This is a genomic window from Agrobacterium sp. MCAB5 (genome assembly GCF_052114365.1).
Classification (GTDB): Bacteria; Pseudomonadota; Alphaproteobacteria; order Rhizobiales; family Rhizobiaceae; genus Agrobacterium; species Agrobacterium tumefaciens.
Genome location: NZ_JBFREP010000005.1, coordinates 219954 through 243557, shown reverse-complemented (window position 1 = coordinate 243557; position 23604 = coordinate 219954). Strand labels below are relative to the sequence as shown.

General features: G+C 57.5%; 29 protein-coding genes and 2 tRNA genes. 15 read left to right on the top strand and 16 right to left on the bottom strand.

Annotated elements, in window-relative coordinates; translation table 11 throughout:
- Nucleotides 1-154: 154 nt before the first annotated feature.
- Together AB4Z23_RS14395 and AB4Z23_RS14390 are read right to left on the bottom strand one after the other, a co-directional pair.
- Entirely contained in the window at nucleotides 155-490 is a 336-nt protein-coding gene (locus AB4Z23_RS14395; protein ID WP_019565441.1) for a PilZ domain-containing protein, read from the bottom strand.
- Nucleotides 491-588: 98 nt separating this feature from the next.
- Complete coding sequence (locus tag AB4Z23_RS14390; protein ID WP_111799001.1) at nucleotides 589-1056, bottom strand: DUF1203 domain-containing protein; 468 nt, start codon at nucleotides 1054-1056, stop codon at nucleotides 589-591.
- 162 nt (nucleotides 1057-1218) lie between these two features.
- On the opposite strand from AB4Z23_RS14390, the gene AB4Z23_RS14385 reads away from it, so the two are divergent.
- Nucleotides 1219-2103 (top strand): DUF4344 domain-containing metallopeptidase, encoded by an 885-nt coding sequence (locus tag AB4Z23_RS14385; RefSeq protein ID WP_013635909.1) that lies wholly within the window; start codon nucleotides 1219-1221, stop codon nucleotides 2101-2103.
- A gap of 54 nt (nucleotides 2104-2157) precedes the next feature.
- The gene (locus AB4Z23_RS14380) at nucleotides 2158-2802 is read left to right on the top strand and encodes a dihydrofolate reductase family protein (protein WP_441360292.1); all 645 of its coding nucleotides are present in this window, start codon (nucleotides 2158-2160) and stop codon (nucleotides 2800-2802) included.
- 138 nt (nucleotides 2803-2940) lie between these two features.
- Here the strand turns inward: AB4Z23_RS14380 and sseA are convergent, their stop codons facing one another.
- The 4 genes from sseA to AB4Z23_RS14360 all read right to left on the bottom strand — a co-directional run bounded on the left by sseA (nucleotide 2941) and on the right by AB4Z23_RS14360 (nucleotide 7728).
- A complete protein-coding gene (gene sseA, locus AB4Z23_RS14375) occupies nucleotides 2941-4362 on the bottom strand; it encodes a 3-mercaptopyruvate sulfurtransferase (RefSeq protein WP_025593211.1) in 1422 nt (473 codons plus the stop codon).
- A gap of 16 nt (nucleotides 4363-4378) precedes the next feature.
- Nucleotides 4379-5116, bottom strand: coding sequence for an alanyl-tRNA editing protein (locus AB4Z23_RS14370; RefSeq protein ID WP_003512557.1), 738 nt, complete (start codon nucleotides 5114-5116; stop codon nucleotides 4379-4381).
- 12 nt (nucleotides 5117-5128) lie between these two features.
- Entirely contained in the window at nucleotides 5129-6166 is a 1038-nt protein-coding gene (locus AB4Z23_RS14365; protein WP_003512558.1) for a cysteine synthase A, read from the bottom strand.
- 122 nt (nucleotides 6167-6288) lie between these two features.
- Nucleotides 6289-7728 (bottom strand): cryptochrome/photolyase family protein, encoded by a 1440-nt coding sequence (locus AB4Z23_RS14360; protein WP_065661108.1) that lies wholly within the window; start codon nucleotides 7726-7728, stop codon nucleotides 6289-6291.
- A 189-nt stretch (nucleotides 7729-7917) separates the two neighbouring features.
- Between AB4Z23_RS14360 and AB4Z23_RS14355 the strand changes: the two genes are divergently transcribed.
- The 3 genes from AB4Z23_RS14355 (at nucleotide 7918) to AB4Z23_RS14345 (ending at nucleotide 9451) form a co-directional block, all read left to right on the top strand.
- Nucleotides 7918-8205 carry a DUF982 domain-containing protein gene (locus tag AB4Z23_RS14355; RefSeq protein ID WP_003512562.1) on the top strand — a complete coding sequence of 96 codons (288 nt, stop codon included), beginning with the start codon at nucleotides 7918-7920 and terminating at the stop codon, nucleotides 8203-8205.
- 131 nt (nucleotides 8206-8336) lie between these two features.
- Entirely contained in the window at nucleotides 8337-8894 is a 558-nt protein-coding gene (locus AB4Z23_RS14350) for a methylated-DNA--[protein]-cysteine S-methyltransferase (RefSeq protein ID WP_065704975.1), read from the top strand.
- 113 nt (nucleotides 8895-9007) lie between these two features.
- Nucleotides 9008-9451 carry a TIGR02594 family protein gene (locus tag AB4Z23_RS14345; RefSeq protein ID WP_025593218.1) on the top strand — a complete coding sequence of 148 codons (444 nt, stop codon included), beginning with the start codon at nucleotides 9008-9010 and terminating at the stop codon, nucleotides 9449-9451.
- A gap of 69 nt (nucleotides 9452-9520) precedes the next feature.
- Here AB4Z23_RS14345 and AB4Z23_RS14340 read toward each other — a convergent pair whose 3' ends face one another.
- Nucleotides 9521-9760, bottom strand: coding sequence for a hypothetical protein (locus AB4Z23_RS14340; protein WP_013635919.1), 240 nt, complete (start codon nucleotides 9758-9760; stop codon nucleotides 9521-9523).
- A 167-nt stretch (nucleotides 9761-9927) separates the two neighbouring features.
- On the opposite strand from AB4Z23_RS14340, the gene AB4Z23_RS14335 reads away from it, so the two are divergent.
- On the top strand, nucleotides 9928-10320 hold the full coding sequence (locus AB4Z23_RS14335; protein ID WP_065688224.1) for a DUF2934 domain-containing protein: 393 nt from the start codon (nucleotides 9928-9930) through the stop codon (nucleotides 10318-10320).
- A 91-nt stretch (nucleotides 10321-10411) separates the two neighbouring features.
- Here AB4Z23_RS14335 and AB4Z23_RS14330 read toward each other — a convergent pair.
- Nucleotides 10412-10486: transfer RNA gene (locus AB4Z23_RS14330), tRNA-Asn, on the bottom strand.
- 176 nt (nucleotides 10487-10662) lie between these two features.
- Between AB4Z23_RS14330 and AB4Z23_RS14325 the strand changes: the two genes are divergently transcribed.
- Entirely contained in the window at nucleotides 10663-10941 is a 279-nt protein-coding gene (locus AB4Z23_RS14325) for a hypothetical protein (RefSeq protein ID WP_013635921.1), read from the top strand.
- A gap of 3 nt (nucleotides 10942-10944) precedes the next feature.
- On the opposite strand, the gene AB4Z23_RS14320 is transcribed toward AB4Z23_RS14325, so the two are convergent.
- On the bottom strand, nucleotides 10945-11589 hold the full coding sequence (locus tag AB4Z23_RS14320) for an exopolysaccharide biosynthesis protein (protein WP_003512591.1): 645 nt from the start codon (nucleotides 11587-11589) through the stop codon (nucleotides 10945-10947).
- A 516-nt stretch (nucleotides 11590-12105) separates the two neighbouring features.
- On the opposite strand from AB4Z23_RS14320, the gene AB4Z23_RS14315 reads away from it, so the two are divergent.
- The 7 genes from AB4Z23_RS14315 to AB4Z23_RS14285 all read left to right on the top strand — a co-directional run bounded on the left by AB4Z23_RS14315 (nucleotide 12106) and on the right by AB4Z23_RS14285 (nucleotide 17850).
- Nucleotides 12106-12693, top strand: coding sequence for a YqaA family protein (locus tag AB4Z23_RS14315; RefSeq protein ID WP_003512594.1), 588 nt, complete (start codon nucleotides 12106-12108; stop codon nucleotides 12691-12693).
- A gap of 138 nt (nucleotides 12694-12831) precedes the next feature.
- Nucleotides 12832-13386 (top strand): dual specificity protein phosphatase family protein, encoded by a 555-nt coding sequence (locus AB4Z23_RS14310; protein ID WP_003512595.1) that lies wholly within the window; start codon nucleotides 12832-12834, stop codon nucleotides 13384-13386.
- A 312-nt stretch (nucleotides 13387-13698) separates the two neighbouring features.
- On the top strand, nucleotides 13699-14793 hold the full coding sequence (locus tag AB4Z23_RS14305) for an ABC transporter substrate-binding protein (RefSeq protein ID WP_421476503.1): 1095 nt from the start codon (nucleotides 13699-13701) through the stop codon (nucleotides 14791-14793).
- Between the two features lie 120 nt (nucleotides 14794-14913).
- Nucleotides 14914-15966 (top strand): FecCD family ABC transporter permease, encoded by a 1053-nt coding sequence (locus tag AB4Z23_RS14300; protein WP_065704973.1) that lies wholly within the window; start codon nucleotides 14914-14916, stop codon nucleotides 15964-15966.
- Complete coding sequence (locus AB4Z23_RS14295) at nucleotides 15963-16784, top strand: ABC transporter ATP-binding protein (protein WP_421476440.1); 822 nt, start codon at nucleotides 15963-15965, stop codon at nucleotides 16782-16784. The genes AB4Z23_RS14300 and AB4Z23_RS14295 overlap by 4 nt, the downstream gene beginning before the upstream one ends.
- Nucleotides 16781-17236, top strand: a complete 456-nt coding sequence (locus AB4Z23_RS14290) for a pseudoazurin (protein ID WP_421476438.1) — start codon at nucleotides 16781-16783, stop codon at nucleotides 17234-17236. The genes AB4Z23_RS14295 and AB4Z23_RS14290 overlap by 4 nt, the downstream gene beginning before the upstream one ends.
- Before the next feature lie 116 nt (nucleotides 17237-17352).
- The gene (locus tag AB4Z23_RS14285; protein ID WP_003512602.1) at nucleotides 17353-17850 is read left to right on the top strand and encodes a ferritin; all 498 of its coding nucleotides are present in this window, start codon (nucleotides 17353-17355) and stop codon (nucleotides 17848-17850) included.
- A 59-nt stretch (nucleotides 17851-17909) separates the two neighbouring features.
- On the opposite strand, the gene AB4Z23_RS14280 is transcribed toward AB4Z23_RS14285, so the two are convergent.
- The 3 genes from AB4Z23_RS14280 to AB4Z23_RS14270 form a co-directional block, all read right to left on the bottom strand.
- On the bottom strand, nucleotides 17910-18113 hold the full coding sequence (locus AB4Z23_RS14280) for a hypothetical protein (protein ID WP_013635930.1): 204 nt from the start codon (nucleotides 18111-18113) through the stop codon (nucleotides 17910-17912).
- A 170-nt stretch (nucleotides 18114-18283) separates the two neighbouring features.
- Nucleotides 18284-18544, bottom strand: a complete 261-nt coding sequence (locus tag AB4Z23_RS14275; protein WP_003512603.1) for a hypothetical protein — start codon at nucleotides 18542-18544, stop codon at nucleotides 18284-18286.
- A gap of 138 nt (nucleotides 18545-18682) precedes the next feature.
- Nucleotides 18683-18759, bottom strand: a tRNA-Pro gene (locus AB4Z23_RS14270).
- Between the two features lie 219 nt (nucleotides 18760-18978).
- On the opposite strand from AB4Z23_RS14270, the gene AB4Z23_RS14265 reads away from it, so the two are divergent.
- On the top strand, nucleotides 18979-19515 hold the full coding sequence (locus AB4Z23_RS14265; protein WP_421476436.1) for a DUF1269 domain-containing protein: 537 nt from the start codon (nucleotides 18979-18981) through the stop codon (nucleotides 19513-19515).
- A gap of 96 nt (nucleotides 19516-19611) precedes the next feature.
- On the opposite strand, the gene AB4Z23_RS14260 is transcribed toward AB4Z23_RS14265, so the two are convergent.
- The 4 genes from AB4Z23_RS14260 to uppE all read right to left on the bottom strand — a co-directional run bounded on the left by AB4Z23_RS14260 (nucleotide 19612) and on the right by uppE (nucleotide 23541).
- Nucleotides 19612-20292, bottom strand: a complete 681-nt coding sequence (locus tag AB4Z23_RS14260; protein WP_113291476.1) for a hypothetical protein — start codon at nucleotides 20290-20292, stop codon at nucleotides 19612-19614.
- 229 nt (nucleotides 20293-20521) lie between these two features.
- Entirely contained in the window at nucleotides 20522-20671 is a 150-nt protein-coding gene (locus AB4Z23_RS14255; RefSeq protein WP_003512607.1) for a hypothetical protein, read from the bottom strand.
- A gap of 78 nt (nucleotides 20672-20749) precedes the next feature.
- Nucleotides 20750-21991 carry a polysaccharide biosynthesis O-antigen ligase family protein UppF gene (gene uppF / locus AB4Z23_RS14250; protein ID WP_013635932.1) on the bottom strand — a complete coding sequence of 414 codons (1242 nt, stop codon included), beginning with the start codon at nucleotides 21989-21991 and terminating at the stop codon, nucleotides 20750-20752.
- Nucleotides 21988-23541: a polysaccharide biosynthesis glycosyltransferase UppE gene (gene uppE, locus AB4Z23_RS14245; RefSeq protein ID WP_019565455.1), complete on the bottom strand. Its 1554-nt coding sequence runs from the start codon at nucleotides 23539-23541 to the stop codon at nucleotides 21988-21990. The genes uppF and uppE overlap by 4 nt, the downstream gene beginning before the upstream one ends.
- Nucleotides 23542-23604: the final 63 nt, after the last annotated feature.

The following is a 23604-nucleotide window of genomic DNA, read 5'->3' as shown; positions in this document are numbered from 1 at the left end:
GAGGAGTCCATCATCAAAATGACAAGCGCGTGACGGACAGGCCAGTTTTCAACCGTTTGATAAATTTTTTGTCACAAGGTGGCCGCGCGCGCATGGCGCGCTTCGGGAATGCGCTATGTCCGGTCTGCGCATTCCCCTTGTCGGAAACGTCTGCTTAGCGGGCGAGAGTCGGTTTTACTTCTTCGTGGAAGAAGCGGAAATAAGACGACAGTTGTGCCAGCGTGTTGGTGGAAAGCTTGAGTTGCAGGCCGAGCCGGTTCATGTGCTGCCATTGCACGACACCCTCGATGAAACCCAGATCTTCACTCTGCACCTTCACCCGGCTTCCCTTGGCGGCAGCGAAAGGTCCGTCCAGTTCCAGCGCCATGCCGGTGGCGGACAGGTCCACCACGCGGCCTCGGGTCGACTGGCTGAAATAGTGCACGGTCGCGTAGATCCGGGTCTTGCTACGGGTCGCAGTGCGGGTCGCCATATTGAGGTTGTTTGCCATTTCGCTACTCAAATCAATTGTTTCCGATGCTTGCATCATGACGTAGAAAGTTTGAGAGCCGTTTAGCCGTTTGCTTAAAATTGCAAGTAATCGCGCGATTATGCTGTGTCGATACGGCACTGGTAGCAATTGTTGCGGGCGGAGCGCACATGCACATAAGCGACGTCTGCCCTCTCCAGAAGATGCGTTGCGCGTGAAAGGATTTCGTCCGTCGCCGTCACCGCTCCGGTGCCGTAGACGATGCGGTCGTCAGTGCCATAGCCGCGAACGATATAATCGGGGCTGTTAAGCATCGGGGGAAGGGCATCCGTCTGCGGATAGTGCTCACAGGCCTCAGCGTGAAGAAAGACTGGCCCCGTTTCCGCATAGGGCTGGAGCGAAGGGAAGGGCCGGTAGGCGAGGATCAGCATTCCTTCGCCTTCATTAATCTGGGAAAGGCAATGGCGGCACGGCATGCCGCCTGGAGAAACGGCCTTTTCCGGCGGGTTGCCATAGGCGTCGGCGGCTCCCGCCCGGAAAGCCTCAGCTTCCTTAGCCGGCATTGCTGTAAAGACGAGATCGGTCATGGCGAGGTCCTTCTGTTGGGATCGGCGTTGCTTCTTTGCAGCTATGATCCCGAAACAGACCTCTATCCACCCGATTCTTGACGGGTGATGCAACCAGCCCATTGCGTGACTCGTTAGCATCGGGAATCAGTGGCGCTCCTCGATCCCGGAAGGTCTGATTTTATGTTCCGTCGTTTTCTGGCCGCTGTTCCGCTGGCTTTCGTTTCTTTGACGGTTCCGATCGACACGCAGGCGCAGGTCGCCTCCGGTCTCGATGGCCTGTCCGACGATCAGCTCCAGCAAGCGGTCAATTTCGTCATCGGCAATGCGATCTTCTCGCTTTATCACGAAGGTGCACGCATGCTGATCTCGGATTTCGGCGCGCCGGAGACCGGCAGCGCGCAAGCACCTGCCGATCAGCTGGCGGGCACGCTCATCCTTCAGGCCAACGAGGAATGGCTTGATACCGCACTCGTCAACGCTACCGACAGCTGGTATCTGGCGCGCGAGACGGAGGCTTTGCCCCAGCACGAAGCACCGGTGTTTTCGGCGCTTGTTCCCGACAGGAGCCGTGATCGCAACATGGCCTGCCTGATGGTCGGCCGCGACAAGGACGGCTATGGCGATCTTGCCACCATGATGGGGCTCGCCAATGACGAATTTGCCAAATGTGGCGCCGCCTATCCGCGTATCGCATCGGCGTGGGAAGATTTTCTGACGCCCCACCGCGCGCAGACACCATCCAGATTTACTGTGAGCTACGTGCCGCCGCGCGATCCGGAGCTGGAACCTTACGCCATCATGGTCAAGGAATCGAAGGTTCTCGATCTTATCAGCCGCAGTTTCGGCGTTTACGGCTTGAAAGGCGAGGTCAAGTTGACGGCGAAGTCCTGCGGGCGTCCCGATGTCTACTGGTCGGCCGAAAAACGTGAGATCACCTATTGCTACGAGCTGGGTAAATTCCAGGCGGAGCTGATTGCCGATCATCTCCTCAACAGCGTTACCGAAGACAAAGGTTCCGCCGGCGGGCATACCCCGACGGCCGTCACTCTGGAAAGAGAAATCTGAGGCCAGTTACCGGATGCACGGCAACCTGTCCTCTTGAAACGGGAGGATATTGCCATGCCGAAGGTTGTCGTTCGAAATTTCGCCATTTCGATTGACGGATATGGTGCCGGGCCGGATCAAAGTCTTCAGAACCCGCTGGGTGTGAATGGCGAAACCCTGCATCAATGGGCGTTCAAGACCCGCACCTTTCACCGCATGTTCGGCAAGCAAGGCGGCTCGACCGGCACGGACGAGCAGTTTTCCGAGAAGAGTTTCGAAAATATCGGCGCCTGGATCTTGGGCCGCAACATGTTCGGCCCTATCCGCGGTGCTTGGCCGGATGAACACTGGAAGGGCTGGTGGGGGGAAGAGCCGCCTTATCACGTGCCGGTTTTCGTGCTGACGCACCATGCGCGCGCCTCCTTTGCGATGAAGGGCGGCACCGTGTTCCATTTCGTCAACACGGGCATCAAGGCCGCCCTCGACATCGCGTTGGAGGCGGCAAACGGCAGGGACGTCCGGATCGGCGGCGGCGTTTCAACCATTCGGCAATATATGGCCGGAAGCATGATCGACGAACTGCATCTGGCGCTGGCCCCGGTCTTTCTCGGCAAGGGCGAAAACCTGTTCGAGGGGCTGGATTTGCCTGCGCTTGGTTATCGCTGCACCGGGACCTCGGCGGGTGAGGGCGCGACCCATTTGATTATCGATAAAGCCTGAGTCGCAAACTGCACAATGGTATCATACGCGGTTGCCTCCCACTCCCTCATTCCTGTGACAAGCACAGGAATGAGGGAGGAGTAGTCGGATCTGCTCTACAGTCGGGGAATAGCGCGGGCCATCCCCGACGTGACGAACTCAGTTGCGCAGCGAGATTTCCAGAAGCTCCGTATCGGACAGCGGCTCTACCCAGGCCTCATAGGTACCAACAGGCGAAAATCCCATCATCTGGTAGAGTTGCAGCGCGCGGGGATGGTCAAGCGTGTTGGTGGTCACCGTCACGCGCTTCGGATTGTCCTGCCAGGCGGCGTAAAGCGCCTGCAACAGGAACCACTTGCCGACGCCAGCACCGATTGCCTCTTCGAGAAGCCCGAAATAGGAAAGCTCGGTTACCTCGTCGCTTGCCTTGTTCAGCTCGAAGAAACCGGCGGGTGCACCGTTCATATAAAGGACGGTAACGCTGTTCTTCGGGTCCTTGAGGACGGCGGACAGTTCCGCATCGCTCATGCGCATGCGTTTCTGCCAGTGCCAACGTTTTCCCACCCGCCAGTACATGTAGCGGTAGAAGTGCAGGGGAATATCGGTGACCCGCATCAGTGCCGTCTGGATGTTGACGGGGATAGCAAGGCTGACCTTCGGCGGCGCCGTCATTTCAAGCTGCGTGACATGCGCCTTCAACGGCCCATGTGACACCACGGGAAGAGGTTCGGCAGGGCCGGTGACAACAGGCGTGTCTTCCAGTCCACCCCATTCCGACCACGAACCGTCATAGAGCGAATTATCCTGGTGGCCGAGCGATTCCAGCGCCAGCGTAATGACGGCGGCGGTAACGCCCGAGCCGCAGCTCGTCACCACAGGCTTGCCAAGATCGATACCGGCATCCGCCACCATCTTGCGGATGGCGGTGAGGTCCTTGAAGTGGCCGTTCTCGGAAAATGCGGTGGCGGGCAGGCTGCGAGCACCAGGCATATGGCCCGAACGCATGCCGGCACGCGGCTCGGCCTCGTCGCCGGTGAAACGTCCCGCGCCGCGGGCATCGGCAATCTGCTTTTCACCACTGTCAACGATGCCGCGCATGGTCGATAGCGAGGTCACGCGCTTTTCGTTGAAATCGGGTGTGAAGGTGGCAGGCTCGATTTCCGGCGTGCCGGTTTCTAGCGGCCGGCCTTCGCGCTTCCAGCCGTCAAGACCGCCATCCAGCACGTAGGCCTTGCGCACGCCCATCACCCGCAGCATCCACCACACGCGCGGTGCGGAAAAGAAACCGGGGCCATCATAGACCACGATGGTATCGGTGTCGCTGAGGCCAAGCTCTCCCGCCTGTTCCGCAAAGAACTCCGGCGAGGGCAGGGAATGCGGCAATCCGGTTGCATGATCGGCGATCTTGTCCTGATCGAAGAACACGGCACCGGGCAGGTGACCCGCCGCAAATTCTTCCGCACCGTTGCGTTTATGCGCCGGCAGATACCACGAGGCATCAACGAGACGAAACCCGGCCGTGCCGAGCTGCTTTTCTACCCAGTCCGCCGAAACGACGAAACGGCTCTTATCCGTGCTCACGATGTCTCTCCTGATTTCAGGCAGCAGCTTCAGGCGTGCCGAAACGAATGCGGAACCGCCTGTTCTCCTTGCCCTTCTTTTCTATCTTGGCAATGTGAATATCGCCCACTTCCTGCGTTTCGGAAACATGGGTGCCGCCGCAGGGCTGGCTGTCGATGGTAGAATTTTCGCCGATGCAGACAAGGCTGACCCGGCCAAGGCCGATTGGCGGGCGCACATTCTTGGATTTGACGATGCCCGGATTGGCCTGAAGTTCTTCGTCGGTAATCCATTGCAGGAAAACGGGATGGTTGGCTTTCACCAGTTCCATCAGCTTTGCCGTCACTTCATCCTTGTCGATGGTTTCCGACATGTCGAAATCGACGCGCGATTCGTCTTCGCCGACGGCAGCACCTGTGATTGGCCACTGGCAGACGACTGATAGCAGATGGCAGGCCGTGTGCATGCGCATCAGCTTGTAACGGCGCGGCCAGTCTACGTGCAGGGTCAGTTTTTCACCGACTTCGGGGGAAGGCTGACCTTCCAGCGGCACATGGATGATAACGCTCTTGTCGGCGCCATTTTTGGTAATGCCGAGTTCGATGCGCGAACCATCGGCCCGCTCGAGAAAGCCGCTGTCGCCCGGCTGGCCGCCGGACGTGGCGTAAAAGCAGGTCTGGTCGAGCTCGATGCCGCCATCCTCATGCACCGCCGTGACGATCGCTTCTGCGGTGGAAAGATAAAAATCGTCACGGAACAGGGCATTCACAGGCATTTCGGCATGTCCTCAAACGGTTTCGTACGGAACCGCAATCTCGCTTTTCGTTGCCAGCCACTGGGGAACCGGAAGCCCCTTGGAGCGCAGGAAATCCGGATTGAACAGCTTCGACTGATAACGATTACCGTAGTCGCAAAGTATCGTCACGATTGTATGCCCCGGACCAAGCTCGCGGGCAAGGCGGATTGCGCCGGCAATGTTGATGCCGGAGGAGCCACCGAGGCAAAGACCCTCTTTCGTGACCAGATCGAACAGCACCGGCAGGGCTTCCGCATCCGAAATACGATAGGAGAAATCCGGCGCGAAGCCTTCCAGATTTGCGGTGATGCGCCCCTGGCCGATGCCCTCGGTGATAGAGGAGCCTTCCGACTTCAGGACGCCATGCTTGTAAAATTCGTAGAGGGCGGCGCCCTCAGGGTCGGCAAGGCCGATCTTTATATCGGGATTGAAATCGCGCAGGCCGTCAGCCACGCCCGCAAGCGTTCCGCCGGAACCGACGGAGCAAATGAAACCATCGACCTTGCCGTCCGTCTGGTCCCATATTTCCGGTGCCGTTGTCTCAATATGGGCCTGACGGTTGGCGATATTGTCGAACTGGTTGGCCCAGATCGCGCCGTTTTCATCCGTCGCGGCCAGCTGTTTTGCCAGGCGGCCGGAAACCTTCACGTAATTGTTCGGGTTGGAATAGGGTGCCGCCGGAACCTCGACCAGCTTTGCGCCGAGAAGCTTCAGCGCATCCTTCTTTTCCTGGCTTTGCGTCTCAGGAATGACGATGACAGTCTTGTAGCCGAGCGCATTGGCCACCAGCGACAGGCCTATGCCGGTATTGCCTGCCGTGCCTTCCACGATGGTGCCGCCCGGCCGCAGCTGTCCGCGCCGTTCCGCATCGCGGATGATGTAAAGCGCGGCGCGATCCTTTACCGATTGGCCGGGATTGAGAAACTCCGCCTTGCCGAGGATTTCACACCCCGTCGCTTCAGAGGCAGCTTTCAGACGGATAAGCGGCGTGTTGCCGATAGCACTGAGCGCAGAGGGATGAATGGTCATGATTGAGCCTTCTTGTCTGAGCGGAAATTAGGTGCCGTTATGTCCCGTTACAACCGCCTCAAGGCAAGAAATTATCTTCCCGCCTTAGGCTTCGCCACGCAAAATTTTGCCGATACCCAATTTTATGCGTTGTTCTTCACTGCGGCGTAGGATGCAAGTGCTCTTTCCCGTGCCTTCCCATGGTCGACGATCGGCAGGGGATAGGTCTTGCCGAGCTCGATACCCGCCTTTTTAAGCACCTCTTTCGGTGCTTCAAACGGCTTGTGGATGTATTTTCGCTCAAGCTTTTCAAGCTCCGGCACGAAGCGGCGCACGTAGTCTCCCTCGGCATCGAATTTCTCCCCCTGCAATATGGGGTTGAAAATGCGGAAGAACGGCGAGGCGTCCGCGCCCGAACCCGCCACCCACTGCCAGTTGGCGGCGTTGGAGGCCGGATCGGCATCAACAAGCGTATCCCGGAACCACTTCTCGCCTTTGCGCCAGTCGATAAGTAGATGTTTGATGAGGAAGGATGCAACTATCATGCGCACCCGGTTGTGCATGGTGCCATGTTTCCACAATTGCCGCATGCCGGCATCCACGATCGGATAACCCGTCAGGCCACGCGTCCAGGCGTTGAAGGATGTCTCATCGTCCCGCCAGCCGAAGGCGTCGAAACTGTCGTTCCAGTTTTTCTCGTCCAGCTCGGGAAAGTGGAACAGCAGATGGTAGCAGAATTCCCGCCAGACGAGTTCCTTGCGGAAACGGCTGATATCGTTGGACGCGATATGGCGTGATAGCCCCTTCGTCGCATGCCACACGGCGGCGGGCGATATTTCGCCGAGCGCCAGATGCGGCGCAAGAAGCGACGTGGCGTCCTTCGCCGGAAAATCGCGGCCTTCCTCATAACCCTTCAAGGCACCATCGATGAAATCATCGAGTTTTTCCCGCGCGGCATTTTCGCCGGGTGTCCATATCTCGCTGAAACCCCTGGCCCAGTCCGGTTTGACCGGCAGAAGCTTCCAATCATCGAGTTTCTCCGATTTTGGCCATGTCTCAGGTGCCTTCAGGCTCTGCGGTGCATCCGCCGGCGTATGTGGCTCCTCGCCGCCCTCCAGAGCCCGCCAGAAGGGCGTGTAGACCCGGTAGGGACCGCCGGATTTGGTCTGCACCCGGGATGGTTCATGCAGGAGGTGTCCGGCAAAGCTGCGAACTGTCAGGCCGTCGTCCCCAAGCGCCTCTTTTAGTGTCTTGTCCGTTGCCATGCCGGTCGGCTCATAACGACGGTTCCAGAGGACTGCATTCGCGCCGGTTTCGGCTATAAGCCGGCGCAGCGTCTCCTCTGCGTTGCCGCTTCTGAGCAGTAGACGGCTGCCGCATTTTTCCAGCGCCGCGGAAAGAGAGGCAAGCGAATGGTGAAGCCACCATTCCTGCGCGCCGCCCAGCGGGCCGCTGGATGTCTCACGGATATAGATCGGTATGACGGGGCCGCCATGCTCCACCGCTGCGAGAAGGGCGAGATTGTCCGCAAGACGCAAGTCCTTGCGGAACCAGACGATAACAGGAGAGGATTTTGTTGGCATGAAGGGATCCGGTTCACTTCCGCTTGAACGAGTGTTGAAACGCTTTGTTCCTCAAATCGCGTAGAATGGAAAGCTGGAGGCACATGGTTTTTCGAGGGCTATTTTTTCGACCTTGAAACCAAAAGTGAAGGGAACCAACTGGAGGAGCCGGCGTTTTTCGCTGGTTAATAGAGCATGGAAGTACAATCAATGTTGCTGAAAGACGTTAAGTGGGAAAAGCCTGTTACCATATCCTTGGAAAACGGTGCTCCCCGGATTTTCAACGGCGTTTACGAGGCCTTCGATTTTCTCCAGCACGAATGGCCACAACGCGGTGACAAGGCGCATGAGCAGGCCCTGCGTCTGTGCCGCGCCTCGCTGATGGGGGACGTGGCTGGAGAGATTGCGCGCGCCGCCTTCGTTACCGCAAGCCGCCAGGCGCAATGCCTCTTGGAGGCCGGAAACAAGGTGGAAGATCAGGGCAAACTTGCATCCTGACAGCGTTCCCGGATTGAGATGTGAAAGGCCACCCGTAAAGCCGGGTGGCCTTGTTTTATCCGCCGCCAGAAACGGGTTGTGTCGAACGCAGGATATGGCATCGTGCGCGTGCAAAGCGGATGAATACGGCAATGACCAACCACTACGGCTATATTGTTTTCCCGACAGCTCTCGGCCATTGCGGCCTCGCATGGGCAGAGCGCGGTATCGCCCGTCTGCAATTGCCCAGCACAGATGCCGGTGAAACCGAGAAACTTATCCAGAAACGCCTGCCGTCATCTTCCATCGCGGTACCCGACACACGCGCCCGTGAGGCGATTGCGATGGTTACCCGCTATTTCGATGGTGAAGAGATTGATTTTACGCCCGTGGAACTCGATCTTGCCGGGCAGGAGCGGTTCTTCCTAGATGTCTATGAGGTGGCACGGCATATCGGCTGGGGCCGCACGACGACCTATGGCGGTATCGTAAAAACGCTGGGCCTCTCCATGGAAAAGGCCCGCGACGTCGGGCAGGCCATGGCGAAAAATCCCGTGCCGCTGATCATTCCCTGCCACCGTGTTCTGGCGGCTGGCGGCCGGCTGGGTGGCTTTTCCGCGCCGGGCGGTACGAACACCAAATTACGCATGCTGGATCTCGAAAATGCCGGCCGCAGCCGTGCTGACGATGCACAGGGCAGCCTGTTTTAAAGCAATGACAGATCAGTCCACATGAATAGCCGTCTGATTTCTGCCCTTTTCTCGTCAAATTGTCGCTAAATTGTCACAATACACGGACGCCCTCTAACATAAGGGCGAGACGTTTGAGAGTATCCGCGTTAATTCTATCCGCTGCCTTGGCTTTTACAGTCGTGGCACCCGCGTCCGCTGGCATGCTGAACCAGGCTGAAAAATACACCGGACTGCATGAATCCAAAAACAACAAGAGCCTGAAGAATATTCTTGGGGCAAATCCCCGCAGCACACCGTGGTGTGGCCTGTTCCTGCATGCCGTTGCCAGCAAGGCCGGGCGCGCATCTCCCAAATCCTACGGATTTGCAAAATCCTGGACGTCATTCGGTTATGCCGTTCCCGTCGCCGCCGCCAAACCGGGCGATGTTGTCGTCATTCGCAACGGCCGCGGTTATCACGCCGGAATATTGAAGAGCATGAGCGGCAAGACAGCGCAAATTCTCGGCGGCAATCAGTCCGGCCGGGTGCAGGTGTCGAACTTCAACCGCAAGGCCATCGTTTCCGTGCGTCGCTGAAGACCGTACCAACTTTACGACGATCCTTATAAAGGCGGGCTGTGGCCCGCCTTATGCGTTTTAAGGCCCCTATGGCTGTTCCCTTGTGCCGGGTGCCGCATCGCGCTGGTCGTCATCCTCAAGGTCTGTGGCGACGATGAAGGCATCCTCGTGTTGCCGCGCTGCCTGCCGGCGTGCGCGCAGGCTTATGGATTCATCGGGGTAAATCTCACTTTCTTTCGATTTGAGTTCACTGTCGGTTTCGAAACGCGGCAAATCTTCGTCTTTGATATCGAGAGGTTCGTTTTTCTTCTGTTTCGGATCGCTCATGGATGGTCCTCCTGCGGGTTCCTGCCGGACAAACGATCCTGCAGTGAGTAGGGTTCCCTTTTTAGGGAAATGCGCATGCGCAATCTCCGGACGCGGAACAATTTCCGGCCATTTCTGTTTTTCAATTGGCACAGTCAAAGCCGATGCGACGCAAAGAGGAGGACGTTATGAACCATGATCGCGAAGCAGCAATCCGCGAAAAAGCCCGCGCAATATGGGAGAGGGAAGGCAGGCCGGAGGGACATCACGAACGCCACTGGATGGAGGCGGAACGGGAGGTCTCGGCAAGCACAGAAACCGGAAAGACCAATGGCAAAAATGGCGCGAAGAAACCCGCTGCCGCCAAGCCCTTGGTCCAGAAGAAGGTGACTGCGGATAAGGCTTCGGCAAAAAATGCCAAATCACCAGCGGTAAAATCTCTTCAGAAAGAGCAAAAAGCGGAGACCAGCCGAAGAGACGACGACCTGACCGAAAGCCTGGAGGAAAGTTTCCCGGCAAGTGATCCGCCGGCACTCACCAACGCGTCTACTGCGACGAAGCGTGTGGCGAAGAAGACCTGAGGTCAATAACGCCCAGCTACGCGCCTATGCCAAGATCGATATAGAGCGAATGCTGCGGCATCTCGCTCGTCATGCCATATTTTGGAAAAAATGGCTCCCCGGGCCGGATTCGAACCGGCGACCTGTCGATTAACAGTCGAATGCTCTACCGCTGAGCTACCAGGGAACGTGCGCTGCTTGGCGCGGTGTGAGCGGGGTAATACAAATGCTTTTCCGATTTGCCAAGCGCTTTTTTCAAAAAAAACGCATTCATCTTGTTTTATCTCGCCGGAGTCCCGATTTTCCGGGCTTATCGACGGTGAAAAAATTATCCACAGGCCAGATGTTAAAGGGCAGTATGGAATGAAATTTGGAATGGACCACAGAACGGGTCGTCTCAATCTCGGAAAATGGAGCGTTGCCATGCCGCGTTCGCGCGTCGGCAGGATCGCCACCGGCTCGGCGCTGGTGGTGGGCGGAACGCTCGGGTTTTTGCCCATCCTCGGTTTCTGGATGGTCCCGCTTGGTCTTATCGTGCTTTCTCACGATTTGCCGGCGGTTCGCCGCAGGCGGCGGCGGCTGGCAGTCTGGTGGGCATCGCGACGCAATGGCCGCAACACCCGCAATAGAGGTGGACAATAAGGCTCAGCCGCCCATCGAGCTGCTGAGGCCCTGTCCGGCCCAGAAGGCGGCATAGGCGAGTGCTGCAAAATAAATCGCCGTCAGGATGAGAAACAGATACCCGCCGAGAACGGTCACGCCGTCCCTCTGGATCATACCCGCCGAAAAAAGCAGGATGGCGACGCCAGGCAGGGTGTTGGAGAAGGGAATGAAGCCAAGCGGCATCATCAGCAACACGCCAGCGGTCATCAGCGCAAGTCCGTTCACTCTATTGGCGACGATGCCCGCCGTCAGCGCCGGAAGGCGCGGGCGGATGAAGCGATCGAGCCTGGAGACGATGGCGACGCCTTTCTGCAGTGCCGGTACCAGCTTTGCCGTTTCCATCTGCCGGTCGAGAATCCTGGCCGGCAGCCATGGCAGACGGTTGAGGGTGATGGCCAGACTGACGAGAATGATCGCTGCGCCAAACACGGTGCTGACGCCTGGAATGGAGACCGGAATGAGAAAGGGCAGGGAAGCTATGGCACAGATGAGCAGCAGGCCCTGTTCGCCGATTGCCTCCATCAGCTCGCGCAATGTGATCGTCTGACCTTGCAGTTTCCCAATCAGCTTTTCGAGCGTGGTGCTGAGCTTTTCAGACGTATCAGTGAATGCGAATTCGTTCGACATCAGGCTTCCCGGAAGTTGCTTTAACTCCGGGTTTGATAACATTCATCCGGCCGAATGCCTACCGCCGATGGAAAATCAGCGTCTTTTCGGACCGGTGCTGCTGCCCGCCTTTGTCAGTGGGAAACCCAGCTGCTGTAGGCGCCTACGAGAAGAACAATCAGCAGGATGACCAGTATGACCGGATTGATCGACGTAATGAAGCTTACATAGTCCATGATAATTTCCTCCTCTTTCCGCCACACCTTATTCTACCGCAAAAAGGCCGGTTTATCTACCTGAGGATGAAATTTCGCATCGCAGCAACCATTCGCCGCTGCGGTCTGGAATTGTTTGTTTTTCTCATTTGCCGCAACGCAAAAAATAAATCTTCCAACATTTGCCATTCTCTTGCGTTGTCTCTAATCCTGATTTGGCGGCGGTCGATAGTCAGACCGTCCGCCGCTGACAAACCGCCACTGAGATGCCTTGGCTCCCGCCTTGCCTTCGGTCTAAAACGATCTTGCCCGGGGACATGAAATGCTGAAAAACATCTATGCCTGGACGATGGCGCTTGCCGCGCGCAAAAGCGCCGTGTGGTGGCTGGCGATCGTGGCCTTCGTCGAAAGCTCCGTCTTCGTTGTGCCGGCGGATGTGCTTTTCCTGCCCATGGTGCTGGCAAAGCCAAAAAAGGCGATGTTTTATGCGCTCGTGGCAACGGTCGCTTCCGTTCTCGGTGGCATTGCCGGCTGGTTTCTCGGCCACTATGCTTTCGAGAGTATCGCGCGGCCAATTCTGGAATTTTACGGCAAGCTGGACAGCTTCGAGCAGCTCAAGAATTCGGTAAATTACGAGACCATCATTCTCCTGCTGGTGACATCGGGCTTTGCGCATCTGCCGCCGATCAAGGTTGTCACCATCCTCTCCGGTGCGGCCAATATCAGCCTCGGCCTGTTCATTCTCTCGGCTGTCGTCACGCGCGGCGCGCGCTTTTTCATCCTCGCCGGGTTGCTGCAAAGATACGGTGAACCGGTGCGCCACTTCATCGAAAAACGCCTTGGTGTTATTGCCGCCGCTGTGGCCGCAGCGCTCATCGCCATCTATGCGGTCTACGTTTTCGTGCGCTGACGAAACGCAGTTTTTCTACTCTTACAATACTGTCGCATAACTTTCAGCCTACTGTCAGAATCCAGCTGTATCGGTTGTCTCGTCCAATGAGAGAACCGATTTATTATGCGAAGATTATGGAAGTGCTCCTTTGGGGGCATGGGTATTGCTGTGCTTGCCGCAGGCGGTTATCTCCTTGCTATCCAGCTTCTCGGCAACTTTCACGAGGTGGTGGCAGGGCAGCTTTACCGCTCCAACCAGCCAAGCAGTGAGCAGCTGGTCCGCTATACCAGGGACCATGGCATCAAGACGGTCATCAATCTGCGCGGAGAGAATGAATCCGAGGACTGGTACAAGGATGAGATCAAAACCTCGCGCGAGCTTGGGTTGACCCATATCGATTTTGGCATGTCAGCTCGCCACGAACTCGACATGACCAAGGTGAACCAGTTGGTCGCGATCATGCGTGATGCGCCGAAACCCATCCTCATCCATTGCAAGTCCGGTGCGGACAGGACAGGCCTTGCGACCGCGCTCTATCTCGGCCGCGTCGCGTATCTCGGTGAAAAGGCGGCTGAGAGCCAGCTTTCCGTCCGCTACGGCCATATCGGCATCCCCTATCTGTCTGAGACCTATGCCATGGACCAGACCTGGGAAAATGTCGAACACATGTCGATCGCCGACGACTTCACAATTGCTTCAAACGAGTTTTGAAAACGGTCGGGCATAACATCCGCAAAATTGCTGATCGATCTCCTGAAGCGGGATTTTGCGTTCCGTTCTGATCGCGCAACGGTCGGGACGGGGCCCAAACGCTTGGTTTCTTAACTGTTGAGTTCTCAACGACGCAGCCTGTCTTTCATCAGGCGACCCGATTTCTCCCTCTCAAGGTTCGTCGGAAATCACATTTTTTGTCTATATATTAGTAACTTATGCAATCCAACAATTAAGTTGACTCCTTTAATCATCTTTTATAGAGCGACGTTGTTTCAACTTCTGGATCGCATCATGACCCCAAAATCATTTATGAGCGGCCTTGCCGCATCGCTCTTATCTATTCTCTTTACCGCCCCTTATGTAATGGCTGAACAAAAGACCATCACAGATGTCATCGGACGCGAAGTGAAGGTTGACCTTCCAGCAAAGCGCGTTGTTCTCGGTTTCTACTTCGAGGACTACATGGCGGTCGGCGGCGAGAAAGCCTATGATTCCGTCGTCGGCATTTCTCGCGAAGCCTGGGAAGGCTGGGTACCCGCCAACTGGAAGATGCACCTCGCGCATCGCGCCTCGCTTGCCGACATTGCCGATGTCGGTGAAGTGGAAGCGCAGACTTTCTCGGTCGAAAAAGTGTTGAGCCTCAATCCCGATCTGGTGATTCTGGCAGACTGGCAATACAAAGCGCTTGGTCTCGATGCCGATCGTCTGGAAGAAGAGGGCATTCCCGTCGTCGTCGTCGACTACAACGCCCAGACGGTCGAGCGGCACGTCGCCTCGACCCGGCTTTTTGGCGACCTGACCGGCCAGGAGAAGCGTGGCAAGGAAATTGCCAACTTCTATGCCGGTTCGCTGAAAGAGGTCGCTGACCGGGTCGCCAAGTCCGGAAAGCCGAAACCGAAGGTCTATGTCGAGTTCGGCAACAAGGGCCCGGCCGAATATTCTTTCACCTACGGCAAGAACATGTGGGGCGCCATGTCCACGGCGGCTGGCGGCGACAACATTGCCGCTCCCTTCGTCGAATGGTGGGGACCGATCAATCCAGAACAGGTTCTGGCGTCCAAGCCTGACGCCATCTTCATTTCCGGTCGCGAAAACAACAAGAACCCGGCAGCGCTGCCAATGGGACAGGCGGTGAAGGCGGCAGACGCAGGCGAGAAACTCAAGGCATTTGAGGCCCGTCAGGGCTGGAGCGAATTGCCCGCCATCAAGAACGGCCAGCTGTTCGGTGTCTACCAGGGTGCGTCGCGCACGCTCTCCGATTTCGCCATGGTTCAGTACATCGCAAAGCAGCTATATCCCGAGCAGTTCAAGGATGTCGATCCGATCGCCAACTATCTCGGCTATTACAAGAAGTACCTTCCGGTAACGCCTCAAGGCACTTTCGCCATCGCCGTCAAGGATTGATATCGCGCTTGCCTGGGGCGGCACGGAAACGTGCTTTCTTCGCCGCCACAGTGGCGAAATATCGCGAACGCCGCCGTTGCGGCGTCCGCTTTTCCAGACAGTCCTTTCAGGCAGGTTTTCATGACAATTGCTGCCCGCAACGCCGAGGCCATCGGTGCGCACCGGCTGCGCGAGCGCCGTCGCTGGCGTGTCGTCTCTATCTTCTTCGTATTGATGGCGGTGAGCCTCGTTCTCGATATCGCCACTGGTCCTTCGCTGCTGTCGCCCGCCGAAGTGGTGAAGTCGCTGACCGGCCTTGGTGAACGGGCCGCCATGACCGATTCCATCGTGCGCGGCCTTCGCCTGCCCATGGCGTTGATGGCGCTTGCCGTCGGTGCGGCACTCGGGGCAGGTGGCGCGCAAATGCAGACCCTGCTCAATAATCCCATGGCGAGCCCCTATACGCTCGGTATGGCCGCAGCGGCCGGTTTCGGTGCGGCGCTGGTACTGGCGCTTGGCGGTCTCGGGTTGGATGCCATGATTGCCGTTCCGCTGGGCGCGTTCGTCTTTTCCATGCTCGCAGCACTTTTTCTCTTCACGCTGGCCTCCATGCGGCAGATGACCACCGAAACCATCATTCTCGGCGGCATCGCGCTTCTTTTCCTGTTTCAGTCGCTGCTGTCGCTCATCCAGTTCCTGTCCTCACCGGAGCTGTCCCAGCAGATCCTTTTCTGGCTGTTCGGCAGCCTGACCAAGGCGACCTGGCCGACGCTTGGCCTGACCGCTGCCGTGACCGCCCTCTGCTGCGCCCTGCTGATGGCGGATTGCTGGAAGCTGACCGCGCTCAGAATGGGGGAGATGCGGGCGGCAAGCCTCGGCATCAATGTCCGCTGGCTGCGCATGAAGGTTCTCGTCATCGTCGCCATCATGACCGCGACGGCCACCAGCTTCGTCGGCGTCATCGGTTTTATCGGGCTGGTCGCGCCGCATATCGCCCGCATGACCGTGGGCGAGGATCAGCGCTTCTTCCTGCCCATGTCGGTGCTGAGCGGCGCGCTGATGCTGTCGGCCGCCTCGATCCTCTCCAAATCGATCGTTCCCGGTGCGCTGTTCCCGGTTGGCATCGTCACGGCCATTGTCGGCGTGCCGTTTCTGATGTGGCTGATTTTCGCTCCGAAGAGGCGCGGCCGATGATGGTTCTCGATTCGATTTCCGCCGAGCGCGGCGGACAGACTGTTGTGAAAGGGCTGTCGGCGCGTCTGGAGGCGGGGCATATTCATGCCGTCATCGGCCCAAACGGAACGGGCAAGACGACCCTTCTGAGAGCGATCTTCGGCGATCTGCCACTTGCTGCCGGTTCGATCAGCCTCGGCGACCGCCGTCTTCGGGCCGGGGAGCGGGCGGGGCGGTATATAAGGCAGTGGCGCGATGGCTTTGCCTACATGCCGCAGGACACCACGGCCGATATTGCGCTCAGCGTGCTGGAGGTGGTGGCACTCGGCCGGTTCGGGCGTCTGTCGCTGCATATTGACGACGAGACGCTCGACCTGGCCATGACACGCCTGCATCAGGCGGGCATAGCGCATCTGGCGGGCAGGGAGATCGCCTCCCTCAGCGGCGGGCAGCGGCAGATGGCGCTTTTCGCGCAGGTTCTGATGCGCGAGCCGCAGGCGATGCTGCTGGACGAGCCGGTCAGCGCGCTGGACCTCAAACATCAGGTGGCACTTCTCGATCTGGTGCGGCAGGAAACCCGCGCCAATGGCTGGGTAACGCTGGTCGTGCTGCATGATCTCAACCTCGCCTGCCAATATGCCGACAACCTGCTGGTGATTTCCGGTGGCGCATTGAAGGCGACCGGCGCGCCGGGAGATATCGTCACGCCGAAACTCATTTCCGAGACCTACGGGGTGACGGTGGAAGTTTTGCGGGACAGGCGCGGCAATCCCGTCATCCAGCCGGCTGGCGACCCGCTGCCCGAACATTTGAAAACCCTTGAAGGAATAATTGCATGAAACGATTTTTGATGACGTTTGCCGCGGCTTTGGCCGTAACCTTTTCTGTCGCGCCGTCCTTTGCTGCCGAACACAAGGTGCTGATGCTCAATTACGGCACGGACGGCAGCATGGTGTTTGAGCCTTCCTATGTAAAGGCAGAGCCCGGCGACACCATCACCTTCGTGCCGCAAAATTCCAGCCATTACGTGCAGTCCTATGCCGTTCCGGAAGGCGTAACGCCCTGGAAAGGCAAGCTCGATGAGGCCTTCACCGTTACCGTCGAGAAGGAAGGCGTCTATCTCTATTATTGCCCGCCGCATCTGATGATGGCGATGATCGGTGTGATCCAGGTCGGCAAGCCCGTCAATCTGGAAGCGGTCAGGCAAAAGGCGGAGAAGCTGCGCCCCAAACTGGTCATGAAGGGCGAAAGGCTGGACGCGACTCTGGCACAGCTAACGCCGGCGCAATGACGCCATCTCCGTGCTCGACCGGATGGGACGCTCGATCCCTCAAATCTCGCTCGCCGGGTGTGTGAAGCAGCCCACACGAAAAAATTGGCTGCAATCACCATAACAAGGATAAACCAATGGCAAATAAACTAGTCGAAACGACATTGAACGACCTGCTCAACGGCGAATTGCGCGCCCACCACGCCTATCTTCAGGCAGCCGCCTGGGCGGCTGAGCGCAATCTCGATGGTTGCTACAAGTTTCTGCTTGGCCATGCTGCCGAAGAGCTGGAGCATATGCACCGCATCTTCAGCTTTCTGAACGATCTCGGAGCTCCAGTTATTTTCACCGAGCTGCCTGCCCCACAGGTCACTGCAAACGATATCAAGGGGTTGTTTGCAATTGTCGCGCAACACGAATCGCGTGTCACCGCCGCCATCAACGCGGCGGTTGATCTCGCGCGGTCTGAAAAAGACCATGCGACCACATCCTTCCTGCAATGGTTCGTGAACGAACAGCATGAGGAGGACAGCCTGTGCCGCACGATAATGGGTAAGATCGAGCTGATCGGTGACGGTCCCAATGCGCTTTATCTGATTGACCGCGAAATCGGCGAACTGGCTGAAAAGGCCTGAAAGCTGCGCAGCATTCACTGATATTCCACAAGCTGCATCAAACGCAGCTTGTGGCTGGTTCAGTCACTTCCTAAATCCGGCGTCCATCCACGCGTATAGCCTTTTCCCATGATGGCAACCGCAAGGGAAAGCTGTTCCTGCAAATGTTCGATTTCGCCCAGCAGCGTTTCAACAGCCGCCTTCGCATCGCCATCATGACACTGGATGACATATCCAGCTATGTCGTCAGGCCGTACAGGGGTGATTTTTTCCGCATCGGGCATATCGGTTGACCTCTCGTTTGTTCACTAAATGTTCTAATTTTAGCAGAGAGTCAACAAGGCAAATGCGTGCCGTCTCTGGACGGTCACAGGCTTTGCAATAAGAGTATATTTCTGGAATTATCGTTGAATGCACTCGCGCCCGCCACGGCCTCGCACCGCAGTGTCAAGCGTCAATGAACGGATGGATCTTCGCCGTCCAGGAAGCTGCGAATTCCATCTTTCTCACAGGTGGCCAGGAATTCTTCCCAGGCGTCCTTGTCTGTCGTGAAAGGTTCTTCCCAGGTGGTGACATCATCATGCTCGCTGATAACCTCGAGCGTCCAATCCTGCTGGGTGCCAGCCGGCCGGTAGATATCAACCAGAACCGTGATACCATCGTCTTCAAATTCGCCCGAGAATTCCGAGTGTTCAATTTTTGTTTTTTTGACCATCACAGCACACCTCGTTCTCAGGCTTGGATAAACGCACACCCAGACCGCATCTTGTCAATTCGCGCATGGCGCCGGCGAGAATGTGGCTGAAAAAATTATAGCCAGCTCTGGGGGAACTGGCTATCTATCTGTTTTTAATGGTCGGAGCGGCGGGATTCGAACCCACGACCCCTTGACCCCCAGTCAAGTGCGCTACCGGGCTGCGCTACGCTCCGAACCTGAAAGCCGTTTATATATAAGCCTGTTAGGGCGCAAGCGGAAAATAGCCTTTTCTTGAAAAAAGGAACAAAGGCTGTGGACGGTGGGTAGGGGACTTTCTTCCCGAAGATGTTGCCCGTCAAACGCGTGACACATCATCCTTCCATCATGGCGGGAACCTGCCGTGTTCTTTGGCGTTCCAATCTAAGCGAAACTGAAATTCAGGGAGATGAAACATGTCCGAACTCGTCGTTGTCGGTTTTGACGGAACGGAAGAGGCCGACCGGGTCCTTCTGAAACTTGCTGGAATGAAAAAGGAATATCTGGTCGATCTGGAAGATGCCGTCGTCGTCGTTCGCGATGAAAACGGCAAGGTGCACCTGAAGCAGAGCGTCAATCTGACGGCGATCGGTGCAAGCTCCGGTTTTCTCTCCGGTGGTCTCTGGGGCGGCCTCGTTGGCCTGCTGTTCCTCAATCCGCTCGCGGGATTTGCGATTGGCGGCGCGATCGGTGCGGGAACGGGTGCGCTTGCGGGTTCGCTGACGGATTACGGCATCGACGACGATTTCATCAAATCTCTGGGTGAAACCATCCCGAATAGCTCTTCAGCGTTGTTCGTGCTGATCCGCAAGGTGCAGCCGGAAAAGGTGATGGCGGAACTGGAAGGTCTTCGTGGGCGGGTCATCAAAACCTCGCTTTCGCCAGAGCAGGAAGCGCAACTGCAAAAGGCGCTTTCCGGCGGGACGGAACAAGCGGCAGCACCTGCCGTCTGAACGATGCAGAGAGACAATGCTGCGGCATGATTCATGTCGCAGCAGATCTATGAAAGTGCGGCGGCGCTCTTTGCGACCCGCGCCGGAAACGTTGGCTTAAACCGTCAGGGTTCCGGTTTTCGCCTGCGGCCAGGTCAGATAATAATACCGACTGCCGACATTGCCAAAAAATGCATTGTCGCCGGAAATACTGTCGACATAGGCGCCACCGGTGGTCTTGGCATAAGCGGAACCGTCGCGCTTGAGGTGGTCCTTCAGAAAATCGCTCCAGCCGGTCGTGGTGATCTCGGTTGCCGGTTTTGAGGTGGTTGTCTTGTCGGCCTCCACGTCCCAGGCTTTTATCTTTGTGCCTTCGGTAGGATCGGAGACTGTCAGCGTTCCAGCGGCCAGCGCTTCCAGCATTGCCTTGGCTTGCGTAGCTTTGCTGGGGTCCTTGGAGAGTTCTTCCAGCGTCGCCTTCAGGCTTGTCATGAAACTGGCCTGTGTAATGTCGCCGGATGGCGCCTGCGTGCTGGTGTCGTCGGTCTCCGCGTCAGTGCCGGAGACTTGCGCATATTGCGCCAGAAGCTGGGTCAGCCGCGTATTGGTGGAGGAGGGCGAGGTGTCGATCCCGTAGGAGTCGAGGATCGCAGTTCGTGGTGAGGAGGTCGAAGCGGAATTGTCCTCCTGCTCCTTGATGGCCTTGAGTGCGAGTTTGGTGGAGTTGATGCGTGTGGACAGGTCGACGGAGGAGACCATTGCGCTCACTGTTTCCATGATCAGGCCGATACACGTCATGCATACCGAACCGGCTCGGCGAAGATTCTCGATCCCGCCTTTCGTCTCCTCTCATAAGAAGACCGGGTGTATCCGCAGCCGTCTCAAGCTTGGGATGCACCCGGTCTAATAGCCGAACTTTGCGCGACGCTTGCGGACATATAGTGCGTCTCTAATGAACGGAAGCGTTGGACGCACTCAATGCCTTGGTTTCAGTCATGAAACCGCTACGCATTTTTACTCGAAGTGCTCAGTTTTCCTGCACGGAAACACCGTTCGGGCCGATATTCATCTCGATCCCCTTCGGTTTGCTTTCCTCGTGCCAGACATAGGCTCCAAGGCCGACAAGAACCACCAGGAGTGCGCCGATGATAAAATAGAGATTGTTCGTCTGCGTCATAGGATGTCTCCCCGTTTGACAATCATGATCGCGGGCTAAACGCATGAAATAATGTAAGGTTCCGTAAGGGTAAGGACTTTAGGTGGCACTTCTGCTTCGGCGCAGGTTTTCGCGCTTTTCCAGAGCCATGCATCCCCACAATATGCCGAGCAGCAGGAAGAAATGCCGCCAGTGGTCGGTGTCAATGACGTTGCCGATCATCACATGCCCGACAAAGGTTACCCAGGAAATGATGAGAAACGGCTGCCAGGGCCGCTGGCGCAGCAGCAGTTTGAAGCAGGCGGCAATGGTCCAGCAGATCAGCGTGAGATAGATGACGAAGCCGAACCAGCCATGCGTGGTCAGGCTCTTCAGCCAGATATTATGTTCCGCGGCGGGAAAGATGTCATCGAACACCATGGGGCCGATGCCGAGGGGATGTTCCATCGCCATCAGGAAACCGAGATAGTGGCGGGCAAAACGCCCGAGATGGCCGCCATCATAGGATTGCACCGCCGAGGCGCGGCTGGAGAACAGGTCTGCTACCTGCTTGAATTGCAGGGCGATGATGACGGCTGCTACCATCAATGCCACGGCGACGAGAAACAGAACGAGGATTTTCAGCCGGAATGCCGCCGTACGCTCTTTCAGCAGCATGACGAAAACCAGAAGCACGGCCGAAAACAGGAAAAGGCCCCATGCGGCGCGTGAAAACGACAGGAACACGGCAAGAGACAGAATGAGCAGGCCAAGGATCCGCCATGGCGCATGCATCGCCTTGCCGGAGAGCAGGCCGTAAATCAGGTACAGCGACGGCGTCACCAGGAAGGGGCCGAAGACGTTCGGGTCCTGAAAGGCGCCCTTGGCGCGATCGTAAAGGGTAAAGACCTCGAAACCGGGAATGGCGTGAAAATATCCGATGATGCCGAGCAGGGAGGTAATCAACGCTGCGGCGAGCCAGGCCCGGAAAATCAGCAGCAGCCGCTGGTGCTTGTCCTCGATGATGGCAGCATAAAAAACCGAGGTCAGCGCCAGAAAGGTCGATACGGCGAGATAAAGCGGCCCCTCGTCGAGATTGGCCATGGTGGTGAGCGAAAGATAACCGCCGACATTGAAGGCAAGCAGCAGGCACAGAAGCAGGACGACGGTGCGCGAAAGGCGCAATCCCAGCAGGAACCAGATGGCCACTTGCCCCACCATCATCAGCTCATAGGGCGCCGGTTCGGAAATCACGAAGCCGGAAAGAAAGACGCCGAAGGCAATGAAGAACGCGCCGACCAGCCGCATGGCGGCAAGCGGTGCGTCAAAATCCGGTGCGTGCTGGTAACCGGTGTGGGTCAATAGGCATTTTCCGATTTGAGCAGCCGGATCGGCGTCAGGAACAGGATCTTGAGATCGAGAAGCAGCGACCAGTTCTCGATATAATAGAGATCGTATTCGGTGCGGAACTTGATCTTGTCGCCGTGGTCGATCTCACCACGCCAGCCATTGATCTGCGCCCAGCCGGTAACGCCGGGCTTGACCTTGTGCCGGGCAAAATAATGCTCCACCACCTCGGTATATTTCAGGTCGCCCGTCTGGGCGTGCACGGCGTGCGGACGCGGCCCGACCAAAGAAAGATCGCCGTAAAGAACGTTGAAAAGCTGTGGCAGCTCGTCCATCGAGGATTTTCGCAGGAACCGCCCGACCGGCGTGACACGCGGATCGTTTTTCGTGACGGCCTTTTTCGCCGTGGGGTCGCTGAGTTCCGTATACATGGAACGGAACTTCCAGACATTGATCGTTTCATTGTTGAAGCCATGACGCTTCTGCTTGAAGAACACCGGGCCTTTGGATGTCGTCTTGACGGCAATCGCCGCGCCCAGCATCACCGGCCACAACAGAACGATACCGATAATGCTGAAAACGATGTCGAACACCCTTTTCCCCACCGAATCCCAGTCGCGTATCGGCTTGTCGAACACGTCGAGCATCGGCACCGCACCGACATGGGAATAGGCGCGGGGGCGGAAACGCAATTTGTTGGCATGGGCCGCGATACGGATATCGACGGGTAGCACCCAAAGCTTGCGCAGGAGCTGGAGGATACGCGCCTCGGCACTGAGCGGCAGGGCGATGATCAGCATGTCGAGCTTCGTCAGGCGGGCGAATTCCACCAGTTCCGCGAAGGTGCCGAGCTTGGGGTAGCCGGCAACCACATCGGGCGAACGCTCGCTTTTCCGGTCGTCGAAAATGCCGCAGATGCGGATATCATTGTCCGTTTGCTGTTCGAGCGAGCGGATGAGGTCCTTGGCGGCATCGCCGCCACCGACTATCACGGCGCGACGCTCCATCACGCCGTTGCGGCCCCAGTGGCGAATGGCGAAGCCGAGGATCAGCCGTCCAGTGAAAATGGCGATTGCGCCGGTGGCGTACCAGATGGCAAAAGTCTGCCAGGAATGCAGCGCTTCCGGCAAAAATAGGAGAAGGATGCCGGCGACGGTGACGAAGGACAGGCAGACGGCGCCCTGAATGCGGGCAAACATTTTCAGCGGCGCGCGAAGTGTCGGCAACTGGTAACAGTCGCCGGCCTGCAAAAGAAACACGCAAACCGCCGCGCCCAGCACCCCAATGCCGAAAACCGCAAGAAAGGTTTCAAGCCCCTGCCGCGCAGCGATGCCGTTGACGATGGCCGCGATGATCGCCAGCATCGAAAATTCGAGAAGACGCAATTGGCCTATGACCATGTTTGGCGAATGGTTGCCGGCGCGAAGCTGGTTGGCGATCTGCCGTGCAAGTGGATTGAGAACAACGCTTTCCGATGCGGAAGGCTCACCCGTATCGCGCTCGGAGATTTGCTGGCGCAACGTTGCCAGATCGAATTCAAGTCTTCCCTTGTCAGCCTTGGTCATTGCTTTGGTCCGCACCCTCCAGCCCATCGGCCCGAAAATCGGAATCGATTTTCGAAGGGAACG

Excerpts from the sequence above, each read along its gene's own strand:
- AB4Z23_RS14340 (WP_013635919.1), bottom strand. The coding sequence starts at position 9,760 with ATGAGCGATCCGAAACAGAAGAAAAACGAACCTCTCGATATCAAAGAC.
- AB4Z23_RS14390 (WP_111799001.1), bottom strand. The coding sequence starts at position 1,056 with ATGACCGATCTCGTCTTTACAGCAATGCCGGCTAAGGAAGCTGAGGCT.
- AB4Z23_RS14290 (WP_421476438.1), top strand. The coding sequence starts at position 16,781 with ATGAAACGATTTTTGATGACGTTTGCCGCGGCTTTGGCCGTAACCTTT.
- AB4Z23_RS14395 (WP_019565441.1), bottom strand. The coding sequence starts at position 490 with ATGGCAAACAACCTCAATATGGCGACCCGCACTGCGACCCGTAGCAAG.
- AB4Z23_RS14265 (WP_421476436.1), top strand. The coding sequence starts at position 18,979 with ATGTCCGAACTCGTCGTTGTCGGTTTTGACGGAACGGAAGAGGCCGAC.
- AB4Z23_RS14315 (WP_003512594.1), top strand. The coding sequence starts at position 12,106 with ATGCTGAAAAACATCTATGCCTGGACGATGGCGCTTGCCGCGCGCAAA.
- AB4Z23_RS14360 (WP_065661108.1), bottom strand. The coding sequence starts at position 7,728 with ATGCCAACAAAATCCTCTCCTGTTATCGTCTGGTTCCGCAAGGACTTG.
- AB4Z23_RS14385 (WP_013635909.1), top strand. The coding sequence starts at position 1,219 with ATGTTCCGTCGTTTTCTGGCCGCTGTTCCGCTGGCTTTCGTTTCTTTG.
- AB4Z23_RS14365 (WP_003512558.1), bottom strand. The coding sequence starts at position 6,166 with ATGACCATTCATCCCTCTGCGCTCAGTGCTATCGGCAACACGCCGCTT.
- AB4Z23_RS14300 (WP_065704973.1), top strand. The coding sequence starts at position 14,914 with ATGACAATTGCTGCCCGCAACGCCGAGGCCATCGGTGCGCACCGGCTG.
- AB4Z23_RS14255 (WP_003512607.1), bottom strand. The coding sequence starts at position 20,671 with ATGACGCAGACGAACAATCTCTATTTTATCATCGGCGCACTCCTGGTG.
- AB4Z23_RS14295 (WP_421476440.1), top strand. The coding sequence starts at position 15,963 with ATGATGGTTCTCGATTCGATTTCCGCCGAGCGCGGCGGACAGACTGTT.
- AB4Z23_RS14285 (WP_003512602.1), top strand. The coding sequence starts at position 17,353 with ATGGCAAATAAACTAGTCGAAACGACATTGAACGACCTGCTCAACGGC.
- AB4Z23_RS14350 (WP_065704975.1), top strand. The coding sequence starts at position 8,337 with ATGACCAACCACTACGGCTATATTGTTTTCCCGACAGCTCTCGGCCAT.
- AB4Z23_RS14370 (WP_003512557.1), bottom strand. The coding sequence starts at position 5,116 with ATGCCTGTGAATGCCCTGTTCCGTGACGATTTTTATCTTTCCACCGCA.
- AB4Z23_RS14320 (WP_003512591.1), bottom strand. The coding sequence starts at position 11,589 with ATGTCGAACGAATTCGCATTCACTGATACGTCTGAAAAGCTCAGCACC.
- AB4Z23_RS14260 (WP_113291476.1), bottom strand. The coding sequence starts at position 20,292 with ATGACGTGTATCGGCCTGATCATGGAAACAGTGAGCGCAATGGTCTCC.
- AB4Z23_RS14305 (WP_421476503.1), top strand. The coding sequence starts at position 13,699 with ATGAGCGGCCTTGCCGCATCGCTCTTATCTATTCTCTTTACCGCCCCT.
- AB4Z23_RS14310 (WP_003512595.1), top strand. The coding sequence starts at position 12,832 with ATGGGTATTGCTGTGCTTGCCGCAGGCGGTTATCTCCTTGCTATCCAG.
- AB4Z23_RS14335 (WP_065688224.1), top strand. The coding sequence starts at position 9,928 with ATGAACCATGATCGCGAAGCAGCAATCCGCGAAAAAGCCCGCGCAATA.
- AB4Z23_RS14355 (WP_003512562.1), top strand. The coding sequence starts at position 7,918 with ATGTTGCTGAAAGACGTTAAGTGGGAAAAGCCTGTTACCATATCCTTG.
- AB4Z23_RS14275 (WP_003512603.1), bottom strand. The coding sequence starts at position 18,544 with ATGGTCAAAAAAACAAAAATTGAACACTCGGAATTCTCGGGCGAATTT.
- uppE (WP_019565455.1), bottom strand. The coding sequence starts at position 23,541 with ATGACCAAGGCTGACAAGGGAAGACTTGAATTCGATCTGGCAACGTTG.
- AB4Z23_RS14280 (WP_013635930.1), bottom strand. The coding sequence starts at position 18,113 with ATGCCCGATGCGGAAAAAATCACCCCTGTACGGCCTGACGACATAGCT.
- AB4Z23_RS14380 (WP_441360292.1), top strand. The coding sequence starts at position 2,158 with ATGCCGAAGGTTGTCGTTCGAAATTTCGCCATTTCGATTGACGGATAT.
- AB4Z23_RS14325 (WP_013635921.1), top strand. The coding sequence starts at position 10,663 with ATGAAATTTGGAATGGACCACAGAACGGGTCGTCTCAATCTCGGAAAA.